General features: G+C 75.1%; 16 protein-coding genes. 8 read left to right on the forward strand and 8 right to left on the reverse strand.

All coding sequences use genetic code 11. From position 1 onward, the window contains the following. Positions 1-398: 398 nt before the first annotated feature. Positions 399-2027: a 3' terminal RNA ribose 2'-O-methyltransferase Hen1 gene (locus tag VT50_RS23145; RefSeq protein ID WP_079343873.1), complete on the forward strand. Its 1629-nt coding sequence runs from the start codon at positions 399-401 to the stop codon at positions 2025-2027. Beyond that, positions 2024-4660: a polynucleotide kinase-phosphatase gene (locus VT50_RS23150; RefSeq protein WP_079343874.1), complete on the forward strand. Its 2637-nt coding sequence runs from the start codon at positions 2024-2026 to the stop codon at positions 4658-4660. The genes VT50_RS23145 and VT50_RS23150 overlap by 4 nt, the downstream gene beginning before the upstream one ends. Positions 4661-5010: 350 nt before the next feature. Here the strand turns inward: VT50_RS23150 and VT50_RS23155 are convergent, their stop codons facing one another. Beyond that, positions 5011-6018 (reverse strand): GlxA family transcriptional regulator, encoded by a 1008-nt coding sequence (locus VT50_RS23155; RefSeq protein WP_420822214.1) that lies wholly within the window; start codon positions 6016-6018, stop codon positions 5011-5013. A gap of 54 nt (positions 6019-6072) precedes the next feature. Here VT50_RS23155 and VT50_RS23160 point away from each other — a divergent pair, with 54 nt between their 5' ends. The 6 genes from VT50_RS23160 to argF all read left to right on the forward strand — a co-directional run bounded on the left by VT50_RS23160 (position 6073) and on the right by argF (position 15689). Beyond that, the gene (locus VT50_RS23160; protein WP_078840552.1) at positions 6073-7722 is read left to right on the forward strand and encodes an MFS transporter; all 1650 of its coding nucleotides are present in this window, start codon (positions 6073-6075) and stop codon (positions 7720-7722) included. 86 nt (positions 7723-7808) lie between these two features. Then, on the forward strand, positions 7809-8528 hold the full coding sequence (locus VT50_RS23165; RefSeq protein ID WP_046084396.1) for a Crp/Fnr family transcriptional regulator: 720 nt from the start codon (positions 7809-7811) through the stop codon (positions 8526-8528). Positions 8529-8873: 345 nt separating this feature from the next. Further along, positions 8874-11009, forward strand: a complete 2136-nt coding sequence (locus VT50_RS23170) for a hypothetical protein (RefSeq protein ID WP_240529273.1) — start codon at positions 8874-8876, stop codon at positions 11007-11009. A gap of 602 nt (positions 11010-11611) precedes the next feature. Then, positions 11612-12463: a hypothetical protein gene (locus VT50_RS23175; protein WP_240529279.1), complete on the forward strand. Its 852-nt coding sequence runs from the start codon at positions 11612-11614 to the stop codon at positions 12461-12463. Positions 12464-13300: 837 nt separating this feature from the next. Beyond that, entirely contained in the window at positions 13301-14530 is a 1230-nt protein-coding gene (locus VT50_RS23180) for an arginine deiminase (protein WP_046084398.1), read from the forward strand. Between the two features lie 154 nt (positions 14531-14684). After that, positions 14685-15689 carry an ornithine carbamoyltransferase gene (gene argF, locus VT50_RS23185; RefSeq protein WP_046084399.1) on the forward strand — a complete coding sequence of 335 codons (1005 nt, stop codon included), beginning with the start codon at positions 14685-14687 and terminating at the stop codon, positions 15687-15689. Positions 15690-15761: 72 nt separating this feature from the next. On the opposite strand, the gene VT50_RS23190 is transcribed toward argF, so the two are convergent. From VT50_RS23190 to VT50_RS23220, 7 genes are all read right to left on the reverse strand, one after another. Further along, positions 15762-16196, reverse strand: a complete 435-nt coding sequence (locus VT50_RS23190; protein WP_046084400.1) for an ATP-binding protein — start codon at positions 16194-16196, stop codon at positions 15762-15764. 264 nt (positions 16197-16460) lie between these two features. Further along, the gene (locus VT50_RS23195; protein ID WP_046084401.1) at positions 16461-17408 is read right to left on the reverse strand and encodes a sugar kinase; all 948 of its coding nucleotides are present in this window, start codon (positions 17406-17408) and stop codon (positions 16461-16463) included. Positions 17409-17560: 152 nt separating this feature from the next. After that, positions 17561-18463: an SMP-30/gluconolactonase/LRE family protein gene (locus VT50_RS23200; protein WP_046084402.1), complete on the reverse strand. Its 903-nt coding sequence runs from the start codon at positions 18461-18463 to the stop codon at positions 17561-17563. Next, positions 18460-19164 (reverse strand): bifunctional 4-hydroxy-2-oxoglutarate aldolase/2-dehydro-3-deoxy-phosphogluconate aldolase, encoded by a 705-nt coding sequence (locus VT50_RS23205; protein ID WP_046084403.1) that lies wholly within the window; start codon positions 19162-19164, stop codon positions 18460-18462. The genes VT50_RS23200 and VT50_RS23205 overlap by 4 nt, the downstream gene beginning before the upstream one ends. Positions 19165-19202: 38 nt before the next feature. After that, positions 19203-20012: a hypothetical protein gene (locus tag VT50_RS23210; protein WP_046084404.1), complete on the reverse strand. Its 810-nt coding sequence runs from the start codon at positions 20010-20012 to the stop codon at positions 19203-19205. Positions 20013-20016: 4 nt separating this feature from the next. Then, positions 20017-21162: a galactonate dehydratase gene (gene dgoD / locus VT50_RS23215; RefSeq protein ID WP_046084405.1), complete on the reverse strand. Its 1146-nt coding sequence runs from the start codon at positions 21160-21162 to the stop codon at positions 20017-20019. After that, positions 21159-21899 (reverse strand): FadR/GntR family transcriptional regulator, encoded by a 741-nt coding sequence (locus VT50_RS23220; protein ID WP_046084406.1) that lies wholly within the window; start codon positions 21897-21899, stop codon positions 21159-21161. Before VT50_RS23220 ends, dgoD begins: the two co-directional genes overlap by 4 nt. Positions 21900-21920: the final 21 nt, after the last annotated feature.

Here is a 21920-nt window from a genome sequence, read left to right on the forward strand (position 1 = left end):
CGTCGATACACCACTCCAGCGGACGTGACCCGGGGCCGCGGGCCAGCGTTCCGCTTCAGGGCTGCCGGGGACGCCCCCGGAGCCCCGGGCCCGGGGCTCCGGGCTGTGGTTCGGTTCGGGCCCAGAGCTCGGGGCTTTGCTCCCAGGCCCCGGCCGGGGGCTTTGCTCCCGGGCTCCGGGGTGGGGTTCGCGCTGGGTCCGGGCTCTGGGGCCCTTTCTGCGTGTATCGATAGGTGCGGCTTCGCCGTGGGGTGGGGTTCTGCCCTGGGGCCAGGGTCCAGGGGCGGGCCCCTGGTATCGGGAAGGGGCGGGGCGGGGGCAGATCCGGTGGGCGCCCCGAAGCCGTGCTGGCGAGAAACCATTAGGTGAGGGAGGATCGCCGGGCGATACTCGGGCGGGTGTTCTTGACGATATCCACCACCGGCACGGCCGAGCGCCCCGCGACCGATCTCGGGTTTCTGCTGCACAAGCATCCCGACAAGGCGCAGCGGTTCTCCACCTCCTACGGCACCGCACACGTCCTCTACCCCGAGGCCACCGCCGAACGCTGCACCGTCGCGCTGCTGTTGGAAGTGGACCCCGTGGCGCTGGTGCGGCGGGGCCGCGGCAAGGGCCGGGGCGGCGCCCCGGACTCCGCGCTCGCGCAGTATGTGAACGACCGCCCGTATGCCGCCTCCTCCCTGCTCGCGGTCGCGCTGAGCTCGGTCTTCTCCAGCGCTCTGCGGGGCCAGTGCAAGGCACGGCCCGAGCTGCCGGAGCGGGCGCTGCCGCTGCGGATCGAGGTGCCCGCGCTGCCCGCGCGCGGTGGTGCGGCCCTGGTCGAGCGGCTCTTCGCGCCGCTGGGCTGGGCGGTGACGGCCGAGCCGGTGGCGCTGGACGAGGAGTTCCCGGAATGGGGCGACTCGCGGTACGTACGTCTGGTGCTGGAAGGCGACTTGCGGCTGGCCGACGCCCTGCGCCAGCTGTATGTGCTGCTGCCCGTGCTCGACGACGCCAAGCACTACTGGGTCGCCCCGGACGAGGTCGACAAGTTGCTGCGCTCCGGTGAGGGCTGGCTGGAGGGCCACCCCGAGCAGCGGCTGATCACCAACCGCTATCTGGTCCGGCGCTGGTCGCTGACGCGCAGCGCGCTGGAGCGGCTGGAGCTGGCGCGGCTCGCCGAGGCCGATGACACCGCGGCGGAGGAGATCGACAACGCCGTCGGGGAACCGTCGGCGGCCGAGCTGGTGGGCGAGGACGAGAACGAGGCCGGGACCGGGGCCGAGGAGCCGTCCGTGCCGCTGGCGGTCCGGCGGCGGGAGGCGATACTCGACGCCCTGCGCGGCGCCGGGGCGGCCCGGGTGCTCGATCTGGGTTGCGGGCAGGGCCAGTTGCTGGGCGAGCTGCTGAAGGAGGCGCGGTTCACCGAGATCGTGGGCGTCGATGTGTCGATGCGCGCGCTCAACGAGGCGGCGCGGAGACTGCGGCTGGACCGCCCCGGCTTCGACACGGGCGCGGCCGAGCGGCAGTCGGCGCGGCTGAGGCTGACCCAGGGCGCGCTCACCTACACCGACTCCCGGCTCGCCGGATATGACGCGGCGGTGCTCAGCGAGGTGATCGAGCATGTGGATCCGCCCCGGCTGCCCGCACTTGAGCATGTGGTGTTCGGTGCCGCACGGCCCAAGGCCGTCGTGGTGACCACGCCCAACGCGGAGTACAACGTGCGCTGGGAGACGCTGCCCGCCGGGCGGATGCGCCACGGCGACCACCGCTTCGAGTGGACCCGCGAGGAGTTCCGGGCCTGGGCGGAGCAGGTCGCGGAACGGCACGGCTACGCGGTGGAGTTCCGCCCCGTGGGCCCCGAGGACCCCGAGGTCGGCCCGCCCACCCAGCTGGCGCTCTTCCGCGGCGCCGCCGAGGGCGGCGACGACGGCACCGACAGCCGGAGCGGAGACCGCGCCGCCACGACTGCCGTGGCCACCGCGGGCACTGCGGCTGATACGGCCACCGCGGCCACCGCGACCACCGCGAAGGAGGCGGCAGCATGACCGAGGAGAAGCGCACCATCGGCGTGCCCGACCTGTCCCTCGTGGTGCTCGTCGGCACCACCGGCGCCGGCAAGTCCACCTTCGCCCGGCGCCACTTCCTGCCCACCCAGGTCGTCTCCTCCGACGTCTGCCGCGGGCTGGTCGCCGACGACGAGAACGACCAGAGCGCCACCCCCGACGCCTTCGACCTGCTCCACTACATCGCGGGCAAGCGGCTGGCGGCCGGACGGCTGACCGTCGTCGACGCCACCAACGTCCGCAGCGAATCCCGCCGCAGCCTGATCGCGCTCGCACGCGAGCACGACGTCCTGCCCGTGGCCATCGTCCTCGACGTCCCCGAGGGCGAGTGCGCCCGGCGCAACGCCCAGCGCCCCGACCGCGCCGAAATGCCCGGCCATGTCATTCCCCGCCAGCGCCGTGAGCTGCGCCGCTCGCTGAAGTCCCTGGAGCGCGAGGGGTTCCGCAAGGTGCACGTCCTGCGGGGCGCCGATGAGGTCGAGGCCGCGGAGGTCGCCACCGAGCGCCGCTACAACGATCTGCGCCACCTCACCGGCCCGTTCGACATCATCGGCGACATCCACGGCTGCCGCTCCGAGCTGGAGACCCTGCTGGGCAAGCTGGGCTATGCCCTGCGCCGCGACGAGCTCGGCCGCCCGGTCGACGCCGCCCACCCCGAGGGCCGTACCGCGGTCTTCGTCGGCGACCTCGTCGACCGCGGCCCCGACAGCCCCGGGGTGCTGCGCCTGGTGATGGGCATGGTCGCCTCCGGCGCGGCCCTGTGCGTGCCCGGCAACCACGAGAACAAGCTCGGCCGCTATCTGAAGGGCCGCAAGGTCCAGGTCACCCATGGCCTCGCCGAGACCGTGGAGCAGCTGGACCGGGAGCACCAGGCGGACCCGGCCTTCGCCGACCGGGTGCGGGACTTCATCGAGTCGCTGGTCAGCCACTACGTACTGGACGGCGGGGGGCTGGTGGTGTGTCACGCCGGGCTGCCCGAGAAGTACCACGGCCGCACCTCGGGCCGGGTCCGCTCGCACGCCCTGTACGGGGAGACGACCGGCGAGACCGATGAGTTCGGCCTCCCCGTGCGCTACCCATGGGCCGAGGACTACCGTGGCCGCGCCGCCGTGGTCTACGGCCACACCCCCACCCCCCGCGCCTCCTGGCTCAACAACACCATCTGCCTGGACACCGGCTGTGTCTTCGGCGGCCGGATGACCGCGCTGCGCTGGCCGGAGCGCGAGCTGGTGGACGTTCCGGCCCAGCAGGTCTGGTACGAACCGGTCAAGCCGCTCACCACCGAGGCCCCCGGAGGCGCCGACGGGCGTCCGCTGGACCTGGGCGATGTGCGGGGCCGCCGGATCGTCGAGACCCGCCACACGGGCCGGATCGCGGTCAAGGAGGAGAACGCGGCGGCGGCGCTCGAGGTCATGAGCCGGTTCGCGGTCGACCCCCGGCTGCTCGGCTATCTCCCGCCCACCATGGCGCCGACCGCCACCTCCAAGGAGCCGGCCGCCGCCTCCGAGGAGGGCACCGGCGGAGCCGCCGACGGCGGCTTCCTCGAGCACCCGGCGGAGGCGTTCGCCGCCTACCGCGCGGACGGGGTGCGCCAGGTGATCTGCGAGGAGAAGCACATGGGCTCGCGCGCGGTGGCGCTCGTCTGCCGTGACGCGGACATCGCGCGAGAGCGCTTCAGCACGCCGGACGGCGTCTCCGGGGCGCTCCACACCCGCACCGGACGGCCGTTCTTCGACGACGCGAAGCTCACCGAGACGGTGCTGGGCGGGCTGAGCGGCTGCCTCGAGCGGGCCGGGCTGTGGCAGGAGCTGGACACCGACTGGGTGCTGCTGGACGCCGAGCTGCTGCCGTGGTCGCTCAAGGCCGAGGGGCTGCTGCGCCACCAGTACGCGGCGGTGGGCGCCGCCTCGCGCGCCGTCTTCCCCGGCGTCCTCGCGGCGCTGGAGGGCGCGGAGGCGCGCGGTGTCGAGGTGTCCGCACTGCTCGGCAAGCAGCGCGAACGGGCGTCGGACGCGGCCGCGTTCACCGCTGCCTACCGGCGCTACTGCTGGCCGGTCGACGGGCTGGACGGCCTCCGTATGGCGCCGTTCCAGATCTTGGCCGTCCAGGGCCGCAACCTCGCCACCGCGCTTCCGCACGACCAGCAACTCGCCCTGATCGACCGGATGATCGAGGCGGAGAAGCCCGCCGCCGACGGCACCCGGCTGCTGGCCCCCACCCGCAGGCTGATCGTCGACACCGAGGACGAGGCGTCGGTCGCCGAGGGCGTGCGCTGGTGGCTGGACCTGACGGCCGCGGGCGGCGAGGGCATGGTGGTCAAGCCGCTCCAGGGCTTCGTCCGCAAGGGCGACGGCCGACTGGTCCAGCCGGGCGTGAAGTGCCGGGGCCGCGAGTATCTGCGCATCATTTACGGCCCGGAGTACACCCGCCCGGACAACCTGGCCCGGTTGCGCGAGCGTCACCTGGGCCACAAGCGCTCACTCGCCCTGCGCGAGTACGCGCTCGGCCTGGAGGCGCTTGACCGGCTGGCGGAGGGCGAGCCCCTGTGGCGCGTCCACGAGGCGGTCTTCGCGGTGCTCGCCCTGGAGTCGGAGCCGGTGGACCCGCGGTTGTAGGGACGACGGTTCGGAGTCTCCGGGGGGGCGTGACGCCTGCGGCGGGCTGTTCCCCTCCCCTTCCCGAAACTGGGGCTCCGCCCCAGACCCCTGGGCCCCGGGCCCTGCGGTGGAGCCCCTGCCCTGCGGCGGAGCCGCGTGGAGCCGCCGCGTGGTCCGCCGGACACCCGCGCCTCGGGCCCGGCCGTGGCCGGGCCCGAGGCGTCAAGCGGCCGGGGGCCGGGGGCCGGGGCCTTCCCGGGCCAGCAGCTGGCGTCCGCGCCGCAGGCGTCCGGGCGGCCCAGCCCTCGAGCGGGCCGAGGGCCGACCGGGACGGCGTTCCTGGGCCCGGGGGCCCGGGCCGTCTGGGGTCAGACGGCCGACGGGGTTCGCGCTTCGCGGGAGCGGAAGGCGCGGCGGTAGTCGTGTGGGGGGACCCCGACCGCTCGGGCGAAGTGGCGGCGCAGGTTGGCCGCCGTGCCCAGTCCGCACAGTTCCGCGATCCGGTCCACCGGCAGCTCGCCGCCCTCCAGCAGCTCGCGGGCGCGCGCGATCCGCTGGCCCTGCAGCCAGCGCAGCGGCGTCGTGCCCGTGGCGGCGTGGAAGCGGCGGGCCAGGGTGCGCGGGCTGGTGTGGGCGCGGCGGGCGAGGTCGGCCACGGTCAGCGGCTCGTGCAGCCGCTCGGCGGCCCAGTGCAGCAGCGGGCCGAGCGAGTCATCGGTGCGCTCCGGCAACGGCGCCTCGATGTACTGGGCCTGGCCGCCCGGCCGGTGGGCGGGCGCGACGAGCTGCCGGGCCAGGGTGTTCGCCGCCTCGGTGCCGTAGTCCTCGCGCACCAGATGCAGACAGACGTCGATGCACGCCGTGGACCCCGCCCCCGTCAGTACGTCGCCGTGGTCGACGTAGAGCACGGACGGATCGAGCCGTACGGCCGGATAGCGCTCGGCGAACAGCGCGGCGTACATCCAGTGGGTGGCCGCCGTACGGCCGTCGAGCAGTCCGGTCGCGGCGAGGGTGAACGCGCCCGAGCACAGCGACACGATGCGGGCGCCGCGCCGATGGGCCTCGCGCAGCGCGTCGATCAGCTCCTGGGGCGGATCGCCGCGCACATCGGCCGAGGCCGGGACGATCACGGTGTCCGCCGTGATCAGCTCCTCGGTGCCGTACGGGGTGTGGGTGGCGAACCACGAGCGGGCGGCGACCGGTGCACCGGCCCCCTCACCGCCCGGCCCGACGGCACAGACCCGCAGCTCATACCAGGGGTCGGGGAGTTCGGGGCGATCGGAGCCGAAGACATGGCAGGGCACCGCCAGATCGAAGATCGGCATGCCCGGGGTGACGGCGAGGGCTATGGACCGCATGGCAGAAATGTAGCGCATGCTGTCACTCCTGCCACTCGTTCCGCCGGGTCCCGGGAACGATGCTGGACGGGCATGACGACCCCTTCCGCGAAGGGCCGGGGGAGCGGTGTGTCCGCACCCGCCACGGCCTCCGCCCCTGATACGGCCCCTGGCAGCGATACGGTCCCCGCCGCTGCCCCCGACCAGACCGACCCAGCCCCCGGCCGCCGCCGCTGGCTGATCCTCGCCGTCGCGTCGGCGGCCCAGTTCCTCGCCGTGCTCGACATGATCGCGGTCAATATCGCCTTCCCCGCGATCGGCGCGGACTTCAGCTCGGCGTCCACCGCCGACCTGTCCTGGGTGCTCAACGCCTACACCATCGTGCTCGCGGCGCTGCTGGTCCCGGCCGGGCGGTTGGCCGACGCGATCGGCGGGCGGCGCTCGTTCCTGACCGGTATCGCGCTCTTCGGGCTCGCCTCCCTCGCCTGCGGGGCCGCCCCCGGGCTCGGCACGCTGATCGCGGCGCGCGTGGTGCAGGGCGTGGCGGCGGCCGTCCTGGTGCCCACCTCCCTCTCGCTCGCGCTGCCCGCCTTCCCGGCGCGCGAACGGGCCACGGCGGTCGGCGTCTGGACGGCGGTGAGCGCGGTCGCGGCGAGTTCGGGGCCGGTGGCGGGCGGTCTGCTCGCCGCCACCGACTGGCGCCTGATCTTCCTCGTCAACCCGCCCGTGGTGCTGGCGGCCTGGGTGGCCGGGCTGCGGCTGCTGCCGCGCACCGGGCCCGTACGCGGTCAGCGCCGCCGCCTCGATCCGCTGGGCACGCTGCTGGTGCTCCTGGCCACCGGATCCCTCACCACCTCCTGCGTCGAGGCCGCCGACTGGGGCTACGGCGCCCCGGCCACCCTCGGCTTCCTCGCGGCGGGCCTGGTCCTGGGCGCGCTGGCCGTGGCACACGTACGCCGCCACCCGGATCCGGTGGTGGACCCGGCACTGTTCAGGACCCGTGCCTTCACCGCCGCCGCGCTCGGGCTGCTGAGCTACTTCCTCGCCTACGCCTCTCTGCTGCTCGCCGCGACGCTGCTGTTCACCGGGGCGTGGGGCTGGTCCACGGTCAGCGCGGGGCTGGCCGTCACGCCCTGGCCGCTCACCGTCCTGGTGGTGTCGATGCTGTCGGGGCGGATCGTACGGGTGCTGGGGGAGCGCACCGCGGCGATCACCGGCGGGCTGTGCTTCGTCGCGGGGCCGATGTGGTGGCTGCTCCTCGCGGGCGGCGACGGTACCCACTACGCCGTGGAGCTCATGCCCGGCCTGGTGCTCGCCGGGCTGGGGGCGGGGCTCTACCAGCCGGTGATGTTCGCGGCAGCCGGACTGCTTCCGGCCCGTCAGCTCTCGCTGGGCTCCGGGGTGTTGATGATGTCCCGGCAGGGCGGCTCGGCCCTGGGCGTCGCGGCCCTTGTCATGATCACCGGGGGCGCCGCACGGCCGGGGCTTGACGCGCTGCGCGCCGGGTGGGTCTTCACGGCCGTGACCGCCGCGCTCGCGGCCGTCGCGGGCACCGCCTTGCGCACCCGCGTTCGCACCGAGCCCGGGGAGGTGCGTACCGCGGAGGTCGGGGAGGCCACTGCCGAGGTCGGGGAGGCGCGTACCGGCCAGGGCGAGGAGACGCGTACCGGCCAGGGCGGGGGCAATGGATCCGGCGCGGCCCCGATACGGCGCTGTGGAACGGACCCGATACGGCACCATTGACGTGCCCGTGCCACCTGCCTAGCGTGCTGAGCGGTCCTTGGATTCTCCGCAGGCCATGACGACGACGAGCTGAGCGGGGAGGGCGGATGAGTCTCTTCGAGGACGGGCGGCCCTTTCTCCACGCGCTCCCCGCCGAGGACCGCCGCGCCCTGCTCGCCCTCGGCACTCCCCGCTCCTACGCCCCCGGCGAGGTCGTGTTGCGCGAGCACGACCGCACGACCTTCGTCGTGGCGATCACCTCCGGCTGGGCCACCGTCTCGGTGGAGACCGAGCGCGGAGTGCGGCTGATCCTGGCGCTGCGCGGGGCGGGCGAGGTCGTGGGCGACCAGGCCGCGGTGGACCACGGCTCGCGCAGTGCCACCGTCACCGCGCTCGGGCCGATGGAGGCGGTGGTGGTCTCCGGCGACCGGTTCCGGGCGTATCTGGCCGCCCGTCCCGTCGCGACCGTACTGATCATGCGTCAGTTCAGTTCCCGGCTGCGCAGCTCCGACGGGGAGCGGCGCTCACTCGCCTCCGAGAAGGTGCTCCAGCGGCTGGCGGCCCGCCTCGTGGAACTCGCCGAGCGCACCGGCCGCTCCGGCGCCGACGGCACCATCACCATCGATCTCCAGATGCCCCAGCACGACATCGCCGCCGCCGTGGGCTCGACCCGGGAGGCGGTCGCCAAGGCGCTGCGGCTGCTGCGCGGCCAGGGTGTGGTCCGGACCGCCTCGCGCCGCTTCGAGGTGATGGACATCGGGCTGCTGCGGCTGCTGGCCGAGGGCCGCGCGACGGGGGAGCAGATTCCGGCGCGGCCCCGGGACTGAGCGCGGGCGCGCACTCTCCCGCGACTGGGCGTGGGCGCACACTCCTTCGCTTTTCCGCGCGACTGTGTAAACGGCTACAGCCGTCCCGCCGCTCCCCGGCGACCCTGGAGTTGGCACAGGGCGCGGGACCGTGGGCGACGGGGGTGCGCACGGCCCGGCCACTGTCCGGTGACGGCCTGCCGGACAGGGCCCGAGCGCCCCGCACCGGAGAAGGGCGGCGGGGTGGGCAGGGGGACGAGGCCCCGCCGCCCGCTTCCGGCCTTCACCGGCCCCCGGTCACCACCACATCGCACCACATCGGACCACATCGCGGGACGGGGACCACGGCATGGAGGACGGCGGGCGATGAGCGCAGCGGAAGAGATGAGCACACCGGAAGGGGTGAGCGCCCCGGCACAGTCGCGGGGACGACGGCTGGACTTCCCCCAGGGCGACCCGCTGGACGGCGCGGGCCAGCCGGGTGGTGCCCGTACGGCCCGTGAGGCCCGCGCCCATCTGCACATCACCTACGGCCCCGCCCGGCCGTGCGCCGAACCGGCGCCGTACCCGGTGCCCGACGGCCCATTGCCCGAAGGCCCGGTGCCGCGCGAGGAGTTGGCCCGGCTGCGCCGACTCCACCGTGCCGTCCCCGGCCATGCCGCGATGCGCGACCAGCTGCGCCGCACCCATCTGCTGGCCCTGTGCGGCGAGCCCGGCACCGGCCGCGCCTGGACCGGGCTCGCCCTCCTCGCCGAGCTGGCCGAGCTGACCGGCGGCGGGGTCTCCCGGCTCCTCTACACCGGCCCGGACGGGGCGTCCGGCGTCGAGAAGGGCGTGGAGACGGGCGTGGAGAAGACCGAGCGCGGCCATGGCTATCTCCTCGAACTCCCCGCCGACCAGGCCGAATCCGCGCCCGAATCCGCGCCCGGGTCCACGGCCGGACACCTGCTGGACCGGCTGCGCGCCCACTTCGCCGAGCACGAGGCGTTCTGCGTGGTGCTGGTCGCGGGCGGCCCGGTCGCCGACCGGCTGTTGCGCGGCCGCCGCCACGCCGTGGCGTACCGGCCCCCGGCCGCCGCCGACGTCCTCGACCGCCACCTCACCGAACTGCTCGCCGACCGCCCCGCCGGACTGCTGGAGACGGCCCGGGCCACTGCCCGGCGCCCCGAGCTGGCCGAGGCGCTTGGCCTGGACGAGCCACGGCCCGGCGAGGCCGCCCGGCTGGCCGGGTACGTGGCCGCGCACGCCGAGGGGCGGCTGTCCGACGAGCGGCTGCTCGAGCACTGCCGTTCGTTCGCCCCGCACCAGGCCCGGGAGTGGTTCCTGGAGGCCGGGCACCCCGGCACACTGCCCGCCGCGCTGCCCGCGCTGCGCGCCGCCGCGCTGCGGATCGCGCTCGCCGTCTTCGACGGTTCGGCGCACAGCGTCATGGCGGAGGCCGCCGAGCTGCTGGCCTGGGAGCTGGCCGTGACGCTCGATCCGCAGTACGCGCCCGGCCGCCCGCTGTTCTCCGCCCACCCCGGGGCCTGCCTCGCCACGGCGCGCGCGGTGCACGGCGAGGGGGTGGAGGACCTGGGGGACGCCTCGGTGCCCGTGCGCGCGGTGTGGTTCGAAGGGCGGCGGCTGGCGCCCGCCGTGCTGCACGAGGCATGGGACGCCCACCACAACCTCCGCGGCCCGATGGCCCGTTGGCTGCGCGGGCTGTGCGACGACCCGCGCCCCCAGGTGTGGGTGCGTGCGGCGGTCGCGGCGGGCGTGCTGTGCGCCCGCGACTACCTCTACGGCCTGGTCGAACTGGCGCTGCCACTGGCCCGTACGGACAGCCCGGTGCAGCGGATGGCGGCGGCCACCGCGCTCGCCGAGGCGTCCCGCGCCCCGGAGGTGCGCCCGGCCATCAACGGGCTGCTGCACGCATGGGCGCGCGGCGACGACGAGCGGGAGCGCGAGACCGCCGCGCTCGCCCACGGCTACGGCCTTGCGGCGGGCTCGGTCGCGGCGTCCCTGGAGGAACTGGGGCGGCTCGCCCGCGCCGACGACGGCCGCACCACCTCCTACGGCGTGGTGCGGCTGCTGGCCGCGGCCGAGCCGGAGACCGTACTGGCCGCGCTCACCCACTGGCTGCGCGACACCCGGCGGGCCCGCCGGGACCTGGCGTTGCTCGCGGCACTGCGCGCGGTCACCACCCGCACCTCGCATCTGTGGGGGCTGTGCGAGGTGCCGGAGCTGGAGCCGTACGCCGCCTGGCCGCTGGCCACGGCGCTGCTCGCGGCCCATCCGGAGTGCGGCCCGCGCCTGGCCGAGCTGCTACGGGCCGCGCTGACCTGGGCCAGATCGGCCGGGGCGGCGGAGGACGCGCTGGTCGGCTGGATCCGGCGGGCGGCGGGGGACGAGCGGCAGCTGGCCGTGTTGTGCGACTTCCTGCCCCGGCTGGCACAGGACGGCGACGAACCGATCGACGCCGGGGCGGCCACGCGGATACGGGAGGTGCTGGAGGCACTGTGAGGAGAACGTCAATGGTGAGAGAGACAGAGGACCCGACAGGCACGCAGACCACAGGCAAACCCACAAACGACCCCACCGCCCGGCCCACCGACGGACCCACGGATGGGCCCACCGACGGGGCCACGGGTGGGTCCACCCGCGCGACCATGGCTGGGCCTACCGGCGGGCCCACGGGCGGGGCTACCCGCGAGACCACGGGCGGGCCTACCGGTGGGCCCACAGGCGCGGCCACCCGTGAGGCCATGGGTAGGCCCACCGACGGACCCGCGGGTGGGTCCACCCGCGCGACCATGGATGGGCCCACCGGCGGACCCACAGGCGGGGCTGCCCGCGAGACCACGGGCGGGCCCATCGCCTGGCCCACCGACGGGGCCACGGGTGGGCCCACTCGCGCGCCCATGGCTGGGCCTACCGGCGGGCCCACGGGCGGGGGCACCCGCGAGGCCATGGGCGGGTCTACCGGTGGGCTCACGGGCGGGGCTGCCCGCGAGACCACGGGCGGGCCCATCGCCTGGCCTACCGGCGGGCCCACGGGCGGGGCTACCCGCGAGACCACGGGCGGGTCTACCGGTGGGCCCACAGGCGCGGCCACCCGTGAGGCCATGGGTAGGCCCACCGACGGGGCCACCGGCAGGGGCGCCCACGGGCTCACGGAAGGGCCGACCGGCGGCGCCACCCACGGGACCACTGGCAGGGCCACCCATGCCCACGGCCATACCGGGAGCCCGGCGAGCGCGGGGGCGCGCCGGACCTCGGTCGCCGGGGCGCGGATGCTGCGCGAGGCGCTGCGCCACGGCGGGGACGCCCTGTCCGCAGTGCTGCGGGAGGCCGACGACGGACAGCTGCTGAGCGCGCTCGACGAGGGGCTGCCCGCCGAACGGGCCACCCGCGTCGTGGTCGAGCTGGTGCGCCGCGCGCCCGAGCGCGGACCGGAGCTGGCGGACGCGGTCTGCGAGAAGGTGCTGCTCGCCCAGCTCTACCTCGACCCGCCGCACCGTGCCCCGGGCGGCGTGGGCGCCCCGGGCGGCCCGGCCCCGGACCCCGACCGCAGACTGCGGGTGCGCAACGCGCTGATGCTGTACGAGGGGCTGGTCCGCCCGTATGCGCGGCGCGGCGCGGTGCCGGAGCTGATGGCGTGCGTCCTGCCCGGCCTGTGGACGGCCGGGGACGGCGCGGGCCGTGAGGTGGTGCGCCGGATCGTCGGCACCCGGCAGAGCACGGGGTTCGGCGAGAAGGGCTGGAAGGCGCTGTTCGGCGGCATGGCCGAGGAGCGCCGCGAGCACCAGGAGGCGGCGGCCCGCGCCGCCCGCCGCGCGGCATGGCGCCGCCGTCGGCGCGGGCGCGCCGAGGACGGCAACCGCATCGACCTGCAACCCGGCCAGCTGTGGGTCTCCGCCCTGCTGGGCTTCATCGCGGTGGCGCTGGTGCTGATCGTCGTGATCGCAGCCGGATAGCCACACGCCCCGGCCCGGGCCCGCCACCGGAACCACCCCGAGCCCCACCCCGCCGTGGCCGACCGGGGCACTGCGCGCCGCTGCGGCTGATACGGGCACCGCCCGCGCTGGGGCTGACGGGGGTGCCGCCCCCCACCGGGGGCGACGGGGGCGCCGCCCCCGCCGTGGCTGACACGGACCCGGCTACGGGGCACCACCCGCCGCCGGGGCCGACAGGGCGCCGCCCCGCCCGTGGCTGACACGGGCCCCGCTGGGGCCGACAAGGACGGCGTCCGCTGCCGCGGCTGGCACGGACCCGGCGCCCCTGCCGGGGCCCACCCGCACCCCGGACCCCGCGCCCTTGCCCTGGCAGGCACGGGCGGACCCGGACCCCAGGCTCCCGCCGGGGGCGATTGGGGCGCCGCCCCCGCCGAGGCCCGGGACCGAGCCGGGCCCTGCCCCGCCGTGGCCGATACGCACGCCGCCCGCCGCCGGGGCTGGCCGGGGTCCCGTACCCGCCGAGGTCGGCAGGGCCTCCGACCCCCATCGCCGCGGTCGGCGCGGCCTCCGCCCCCCCCACCGGGGGCGACTGGGGCGCCACCCTTGCCGTGGCCGGTGTCGTGGCGGGCACGGCCCTGCCCCTGGTGGGGCTGGCACGGGGCCCGCCCGCTGCCGGGGTCGGCCGGTGGGTAATTTTCGCGGGGCCCGCGGCGGGGGCCGACCGGCGCCTGATCGTCGCCCGGGTGGCGGGCCGCGGGGCGCTTCCCGTGCGGCGCGCGGGTCCCTCTACGACTCCGCCGAAGGCGGATCCGTGTCGCTGAGCGTTCAGAATGGGTCGCGAGCGGCGAAGATGGGGTCATGGGATTCCATGTCGACTCCGAGGCCGGGCGGCTGCGCCGCGTCATACTGCACCGTCCCGACCTCGAGCTCAAGCGGCTCACACCCACCAACAGGGACACCCTGCTCTTCGACGACGTCCTGTGGGTGCGCCGGGCCCGCCAGGAGCACGACGGCTTCGCCGACGTGCTGCGGGACCGCGGGGTCGAGGTGCATCTCTTCGGGGACCTGCTCACCGAGAGCCTGACCCTGCCGGACGCGCGGGCGCTGGTGCTGGACCGGGTCTTCGACGAGAAGGAGTACGGGCCGCTGGCCACCGATCATCTGCGCGCCGCCTTCGACGAGCTGACCGCCCCCGAGCTGACCGAGGCGCTGATCGGCGGCATGACCAAACGGGAGTACCTGGAGCGGTATCCGGAGCCGGTCTCCGTCCGCTTCCACGCCATGGAGCCCGATGACTTCCTGGTCAATCCGCTGCCGAACCACCTCTTCACCCGGGACGCCTCCGCGTGGGTGTACGACGGGGTGTCGATCAACGCGATGCGCTGGCCCGCCCGCTGGCACGAGACGGTGCACTACGAGGCCGTCTACCGCCATCACCCGCTCTTCGCGAAGGAGGAGTTCCACGTCTGGTCGGAGGGCCAGGCCGCGTACCCCTCCACCATCGAGGGCGGCGATGTGCTGGTGCTCGGCAAGGGCGCGGTGCTGATCGGGATGAGCGAGCGGACCACCCCGCAGGCGGTGGAGATGATCGCCCACCGGCTCTTCGAGGCCGGTTCGGCCCGGACGATCGTGGCGCTCGACATGCCCAAGGGGCGGGCCTTCATGCACCTGGACACCGTGATGACCATGGTGGACGGGGACACCTTCACCCAGTACGCGGGGCTGGGGATGCTCCGCTCGTACACCATCGAGCCGGGCGCGGGCAGCCAGGACCTCAAGGTCACCGACCATCCGCCGGAGCATATGCACCGCGCGATAGCCGCGGCCCTCGGCCTGGACTCCATCCGCGTGCTCACCGCCACCCAGGACGTCCACGCGGCCGAGCGCGAGCAGTGGGACGACGGCTGCAATGTGCTCGCGGTGGAGCCGGGCGTGGTGGTCGCCTACGAGCGGAACGCGACGACCAACACCTATCTGCGCAAGCGCGGGATCGAGGTCATCGACATCCCGGGCAGCGAGCTGGGCCGGGGCCGGGGCGGGCCGCGGTGCATGAGCTGCCCGGTCGAGCGGGACCCGGTGGAGCCGTAGGGCCGAAGCCTCGCCCGCTGGCCGTAAGGCCGGGGTTCATCCACCCGTCTCCGTATATATGCAGAGCGTCGTATATGCTTCCATGGTTCCGGGCCGCGGCACCCCGCCGTAGCCGCTGATCCGCCACGTTCGCCGTGACCTAGGAGCCACCCATATGGCGATTGACCTCACCGGCCGCCACTTCCTCAAGGAGCTGGACTTCACCGCCGACGAGTTCCGCCGCCTGATCGAGCTGGCCGCCGAGCTGAAGGCGGCCAAGCGCGCGGGGACCGAGGAACGGCGGCTGCGGGGCAGGAACATCGCGCTCATCTTCGAGAAGACCTCCACCCGCACCCGCTGCGCCTTCGAGGTCGCCGCCGCCGACCAGGGCGCCTCGACGACCTATCTCGATCCGGTCGGCTCCCAGATCGGTCACAAGGAGTCGGTGCGGGACACCGCGCGGGTGCTCGGCCGGATGTATGACGCCATCGAGTACCGGGGTCACGGCCAGGGCGTCGTCGAGGAGCTCGCCGCCCACGCCGGGGTGCCCGTCTACAACGGACTCACCGACGAGTGGCACCCCACCCAGATGCTCGCCGATGTGCTGACCATGACCGAGCACAGCGAGAAGCCGCTGGACCGGGTCGCGTACGCCTACCTCGGCGACGCCCGGTACAACATGGGCAACTCCTACCTCGTCACCGGCGCCCTGCTGGGCATGGACGTCCGGATCGTCGCGCCAAGCCTGCTGTGGCCCGACAACACCATCGTGGAGCTGGCGCGGCAGCTCGCCACCGCCTCCGGCGCCCGCGTCTCGCTCACCGAGAACGTCGAGGAGGGCGTGCGGGGCGCGGACTTCGTCGCCACCGATGTGTGGGTGTCCATGGGTGAGCCCAAGGAGGTCTGGGACGAGCGGATAGCGCTGCTCGGGCCGTACGCGGTGACGATGGACGTGCTCCGCGCCACGGGCAACGACGCGGTGAAGTTCCTCCACTGCCTGCCCGCCTTCCACGACCTGGGCACCGACGTCGGCCGGGAGATCCACGAGCGGCACGGGCTGACCGAGCTCGAGGTCACCGACGAGGTCTTCGAGTCCGAGCACTCCGTCGTCTTCGACGAGGCGGAGAACCGGATGCACACGATCAAGGCGATGCTGGTCGCGACGCTGGGCGCTCGGTAGCGCTTCGACGGGCGGTCGTCGGTCGTTGGCGATCGTCAGTCGTCAGTCGTTAGTCGTCGGTGGGGGGGGCTCTCAGTCATCCGCGGGTGGGAGGACGAACCAGACGGCCTTGCCGTACGGGGTCGGCCGGTAGCCCGCGTCGGCGCTGAGGGTGCGGATCAGCAGCAGACCGCGTCCGCTCTCGGCGAGGCCGTCGGGTCTCCTCGGCCCCTCCGGGCGCCCCAGCGAGTCCAGCCCGCCGGGCGGATTCGGGTCCTGGTCGTGCACCTCGACCTGCCAGCCCCCGGTCGGCACCAGCTCCACCACCAGCTCTATCGGCTCGTCGCCGGTCGTGTGCCGCACCGCGTTGGCCACCAGCTCGGCCGTCAGCAGCTCCGCCGTGTCGCCGTCCACGGGTGCCCCGATGTCGGCCAGGGTGTTCCGGATCAGCGCACGCGCCAGCGGTACGGCTGCCGTGGTGTGCGGCAGGGCGAAGCGCCAGGTGGCGGCGTGGGAGGGATCGGGCACGGAAGGCGTCCAGTCGGTCGGCGTGAAGCGGAGTACCGCAGCCCTTGACGGTATGAAGCGGACGATAGTTCCGGAAGGGGCTGTGGGCCACTCTTGACGGGACCTAGGGACCGAAAGGCGCATTCGCGCCATACGAGGCAAATGGGCGGCTTCGGTCGCCCGGCGGCAGGGCAGCAGCAGGCTCCGCGCGCGGCACGAGGCCGTGCCGTCAGCGACCCCCATGACCGCTTCAGGCGTGCGCCGCCAACCGCGCCGCCAACCGCTTCAGGCGCGCGCCGCCCACGCCCCGTCCGTGAGTCCGAGCAGCCGCCCGACCGTGGCGGCGTCCGGCAGCGGGCCATGGTCCCCGGTCACCCCGAGCGCGGACCCGGCCGTGATGTGGCCGAGCCGCAGTGCCGAGGTCAGTGGCCCGCCGCGCAGCAGCCCCGCCAGGAAACCGGCGGCGAAGGCGTCCCCCGCGCCGACCGGCTCCACCACCTCCGTGCGCGGGGCCGGGACCGTGACCTCCGGCCCGTCGCCGAAGGCGGTCGCGTCCCGGCCGCCGTCCTTGACGACGAGCAGACGCGGACGCGGCAGCAGGGCGCGTACGCCGCCCGCGTCGAGGTCCGCGCCCCACAGGTGCCGCGCCTCGTCGAGGCCGACGAAGACGATGTCGGCGCGGTCGGCCAGGCCGCGCAGGACCGTGGCGGCGGCCGTGCGGTCCGGCCACAGCGCGGGGCGGTGGTTGACGTCGAAGCTGATGGCGTGGCGGCGGTCGGCCGGAGGGGTCGCGAGGGCCCGTTCCACCAGGGCCCCGCAGGACGGCGAGAGCGCGGGGGTCACGCCCGTGAGGTGGACGAGCGCCGCCGACCCGAACCGCGGATCGTCCAGGACGTCGGGTCCCAGCGCCGAGGCGGCGGAACCGCGCCGGTAGTAGTGGACGCGGGTGCCCGTGGGGCCGGGCTCCTTCACCAGCAGGCCCGTCGGCCGGTGGGGGTCGGACCGTACGCCCGAGACGTCGACGTTCGCCGCGGCGACGGCGGTGCGCACCCGGCGGCCGAACGGGTCGTCGCCGAGGGCCGAGAGCCATGCGGCGGAGATGCCCAGGTCCGCGAGGTACATCGCCACGTTGGACTCCGCGCCCGCCACGGCGAGCCGCAAGGCATCGCCGGTGTCCAGGGACGCGGTCGGCTCGGGAGCGAGCGCGGCCATCGTCTCGCCGACGCAGACCACGCTGCCGCCGGTGGGGGGCCAGGACGCGTCGGTCCGCGATGCCTCGTCACCGGCGAGCGACGGGCCGCCGGTCGGCCATGACGAGGCCGCCCCCGCCGCCGCACTTGGCGCGGGCCCGCGCGCTCCCGTGCCGCCTGCGGAACGCGGCGCGCTCACACCGGACCCCCGGTCGGCCGGGCCGCGCTCGGGCGGTACGCCGCCGCTGGCGGTCCCGGCACCTCCACCCGGACCGAGAACAGGGCGCCGTCGTCCCGGCCCGGTGACGTGAGGCCCACCGTGGCCGTCGTGATGTGCAGGACGTCGCCCTGGAGACACACCCCGGCGGGCTGGCTCGCGGGCAGCCGTACGGTGCGGTCCAGCGTGCCGTCCGGCAGATGGCGGCGGACCGTCCCCGTCCCCCAGACCGCCATCCACACCGCGCCCTCGTCGTCGACGGCCATCCCGTCCGGGCTGCCGTCGTCGACCGTGAGATAAGTCGTCGGCGGGCCGGGCGTGCCCGTCGCCGGGTCGACCGGGTAACGGCGGACGACCCCGCGGGCGCTGTCGGCCAGGTACATGGTGCGGCCGTCGGCGGTGAACGCCGGTCCGTTCGGAATGGTGATGTCCGTCAGCACCCGCACCACCGTGCCGTCGTGGTCCACCCGGTAGAGGGAGCCCGCGTCCTCGTCGGCGTCGTACGCCATGCTGCCCGCCCAGAACCTACCGGACGGGTCGGCGGTGCCGTCGTTCATGCGCCGGGCGGGACGGGCACCGGCCTCGGGCCGCGCCAGCCAGGTGGTGGTGGAGTCCGGCCCGAGCAGGCAGATCCCGGTGCCCGCGGCGGCGATCCAGGTGCCGGGCCGGTCCGCCACGGGTGCCACCGCGCCCAGCGGGACGGGCAGTTCGGCCAGCGTCTCCAGGGGCGCGGCCGGGTCCTGGGGGGCCGTCAGCAGACGGCCCTCGAGGATGTCGACGAGTATCAGGGCCTCGCCGGTCCAGCGGATGCCCTCGCCCAGGCCGAGGCGGTCGGGACGGGTGGGGCGCGGACCGATGGGCCCGGTGGGGTTCTCGGTCACGGCGTGGCCTCCAGGACCGCGGTACGGAAGGCGTGGGCGCGGGCGCGCAGGGCGTCCAGGCCGCCGCCGTCCGCGCCTCTGTCGCCGTTCCCGCCGCCGCTATCCGCGCCGCCCCCACCGCCCCCGCCCGCATCGCCGCCGTCCGCGGCCTTGCCGACCAGCGGCGAGCCGATGCCGACCGCGGTCGCTCCGGCGGCCAGATGGGCGCGGGCCGCGGCCTCGTCGATGCCGCCGACCGGTACGAACACCTCGTTCGGGAACGGGCCCCGCAGCGCCTTGAGATAGCCCGGCCCGCCCGCCTGGGCGGCCGGGAAGATCTTCAACGCCTCGGCGCCGAGCGCGCGTGCGGCGATGATCTCGGTCGGGGTCATGACCCCGGCCAGCACCGGCAGGCCCAGTTCGCGCGCGGCGGACAGCCCCTCGCCCAGGCCGGGCGTGACGGCGAAGTCGGCGCCCGCCCGGTGGGCGGCGCGGGCGTCGTCGGCGGTGAGCACGGTGCCCGCGCCGAGCGGACGGCCGGGGCCCAGGGCCTTGCGGGCCCGCTCGATGACGGTCAGTGCGTCCTTGCCGGTCAGCGACACCTCGATCAGTTCGATGCCCTCGTCGGCCAGGGTCAGTACGGTGCGCAGCGCGGCCTCGGGGTCGCTGCCGCGCACGATGGCGACCAGCCGATGGGCGGCCAGGGCGGCTCGCAGGTCCACGGGCGGAACTCCTCGTAACACTCGTAGCAAGGGACGGTTCAGGGGCAGCGGCAGGTCGTGGCGAGCGTGAGCCGCCAGTGGACCTCGCCCGAGGCGGGGACCCGCGCGGCGTCGGCGGGCCCCGCCTCGGCGAGGTCGAAGGCGCGGCCGAGCATCGGCTCGACTCCGGTGCTGCGGTAGGGGTTTCCGGCGGGGAAGCCGCCGAGGTTGCGCCACACGGCGACGGACAGCGGCTGCCCGTCGGCCTCGAGCGCGAGGGCCAGGCACCGTTCGCCGTCGTGGACGCGGGCGCGCGGGGTGTCCACGACCGCGCCGACCGCGGTGGAGTCGTCCGGTCCGAACCGGTCGAGGGCCAGGCCCAGGGGTGCGGGCCAGTCGCCCTCCACCCACGGCGCCCCGGTCGGCCAGGGCCGGTCCAGCAGCGGCGCGGCCTCCGGGAAGAGCCGGGTGCGCGCCCCCTCGCGCAGCCGCAGGGTCGCCCGCGGGGTCAGGTCGAGCAGGGCGTGGGCGGCCCAGATGAAGCGGAAGCCCGGGTCGGCGGTGAGGACGTAGTCGGCCTCGGCGCCGTCGGCCGTACCGCGGATCGTGCGCGCCAGCGCGAACCGGTCGCAGCGCACGGTGTCCGCGTCCCCCTCGCGCCGCCACGGACGCGACCAGGCGTCGCCGTGGTCGGGGGTGCCGCGGACGGTGGGGACGCACTCCTCCAGGCCGCCCGCGTCCACGAAGTCGTCCCCGGGCGACACCCGCTCCCGCTCCGGAGCCGGGCGGCGCCACAGCCATTCGTGCCCGTCCGCGCGGAGCGAGGTCCAGCGGCCGCCGTGCGCGGGGTCGGTGACGATCTCCAGCACGCGGTCACCACTCCGCGAACGAGCCGTCGGGGTGCCGCCAGACCGGGTTGCGCCAAGCGTGCCCGGTGCGGTCGGCCGCGCGCACGGCCGCCTCGTCAATCGTGACGCCGAGGCCCGGCGCGTCGCCGCGGGACGCATGACCGGCCACGAAGCGGAACGGCTCGGGGTCGACGAGGTACGACAGCAGGTCGGCGTCCCTGTTGTAGTGGATGCCGCGGCTCTGCTCCTGGATCAGGAAGTTCGGCGTCGCGAACGCCACCTGGAGGCTGGCCGCCAGCGCGATGGGGCCGAGCGGGCAGTGCGGGGCGAGCTGGGCGCCGTAGGTCTCGGCGAGCGAGGCGATGCGGTGGACCTCGGAGATGCCGCCCGCGTGGGACAGATCGGGCTGCGCGACGGCGATGCCCGCGGCGAGGACCGGCAGGAACTCCGTACGGCCGTAGAGCCGTTCACCGGTGGCCAGGGGCACCGGGCTCGCGGCGACCAGGCCGGGGAGCAGGTGGCCGTGCTCGGGGACCACGGGCTCCTCCACGAACAGCGGGTGGAGGGCGGCCAGTTCGGGCAGGACACGGCGGGCCGCGGCGGCGCTGAAGCGGCCGTGGAAGTCGACAGCCACATCGCGGTCCGGGCCCAGCGCCTCGCGGGCGGCGGCCACGCGGTCCACGACCGCGGTGGTCTCGGCCGCGGTGGGCATCGGCGATGTGGCCCCGGCGCCGTTCATCTTCACCGCCGTGAAGCCCGCCTCGACCTGCGCGGCTATCTGCTCGGACAGCTCCGCGGGCTCGTCGCCGCCGACCCAGGCGTACACCCGGACGCGGTCGCGCACGGGGCCGCCCAGCAGGGCGTGCACGGGGGCGCCGTAGGTCTTGCCCGCGATGTCCCACAGGGCCTGGTCGAGACCGGCGACGGCGCTGGACAGGACGGGTCCGCCGCGGTAGAAGCCGCCCTTGGTGAGCACCTGCCAGTGGTCCTGGATGCGCAGCGGATCCTGGCCGATCAGCTGGGCGGCGAGGACGTCGACGGCCGTGCGCACCACCTCGGCGCGCCCCTCGACCACGGGCTCGCCCCAGCCGACCACGCCGTCGTCGGTCTCGACGCGGCAGAACAGCCAGCGCGGCGGTACGAGAAAGGTCTCGATACGAGTGATCTTCACTGACCGGTGGGCCCTTCCGTGTTGGTGTCCGAGCCGCCGATCCGGTCCAGGTCGCGACCGGCCTGGTCGAGCAGGGCCCGCATGGCGGCCTCGGCGGCCCGCGGGTCCCGGTCGCGCACGGCGTCCAGGACGGCGCGGTGGGCGGGTACGGGATCCTGGCTGTGCGGGGAGCTGTGCACGATGCGATCGCGGTAGGCGAGGCCCGACTCGATCACCATCTCCATGCGTTCGAGGAGTTCGTTGTGGGTGGCGGCGAGCAGCGCGCGGTGGAAGGCGAGGTCGGCCTCGACGGCGTGGGCGGCGTCGGAGCCGTCCTGCCCCATCGCGTCCACGGCGGTGTCCAGCGCGGCGAGGTCGTCCTCGGTGCGCCGCTCGGCGGCCAGCCGTACGGCCGCGGGCTCGATGATGCCGCGCACCTCGGCGAGGTTGCGCAGCAGCGCGCTGTCGGCGTCGGCGGTGCGGTCGCTCTCGAACTGCCAGCGCAGGACGTCGGCGTCGAGCAGGTTCCAGTCCGAACGGCTCCGCACGAAGGTGCCGCGCTTCTGCCGGGCGTCGACCATCCCCTTGGCGGCCAGGACCTTCAGCGACTCGCGCAGGGCGGTGAGGCTGACATCCAGTTCGCTCTGCAGGGCGACCAGGTCCAGGGTGGATCCCTCGGGGAGTTCGCCGCTCAGGACGCGGCGGGCCAGGGCCTCCACGGTCTGGCCGTGCACGCCGCGGCGGGCGTAGGGCGTCATGTCGTACTGCCTTTCTGGTGC

The organism is Streptomyces antioxidans, assembly GCF_000968685.2.
Taxonomy (GTDB): domain Bacteria; phylum Actinomycetota; class Actinomycetes; order Streptomycetales; family Streptomycetaceae; genus Streptomyces; species Streptomyces antioxidans.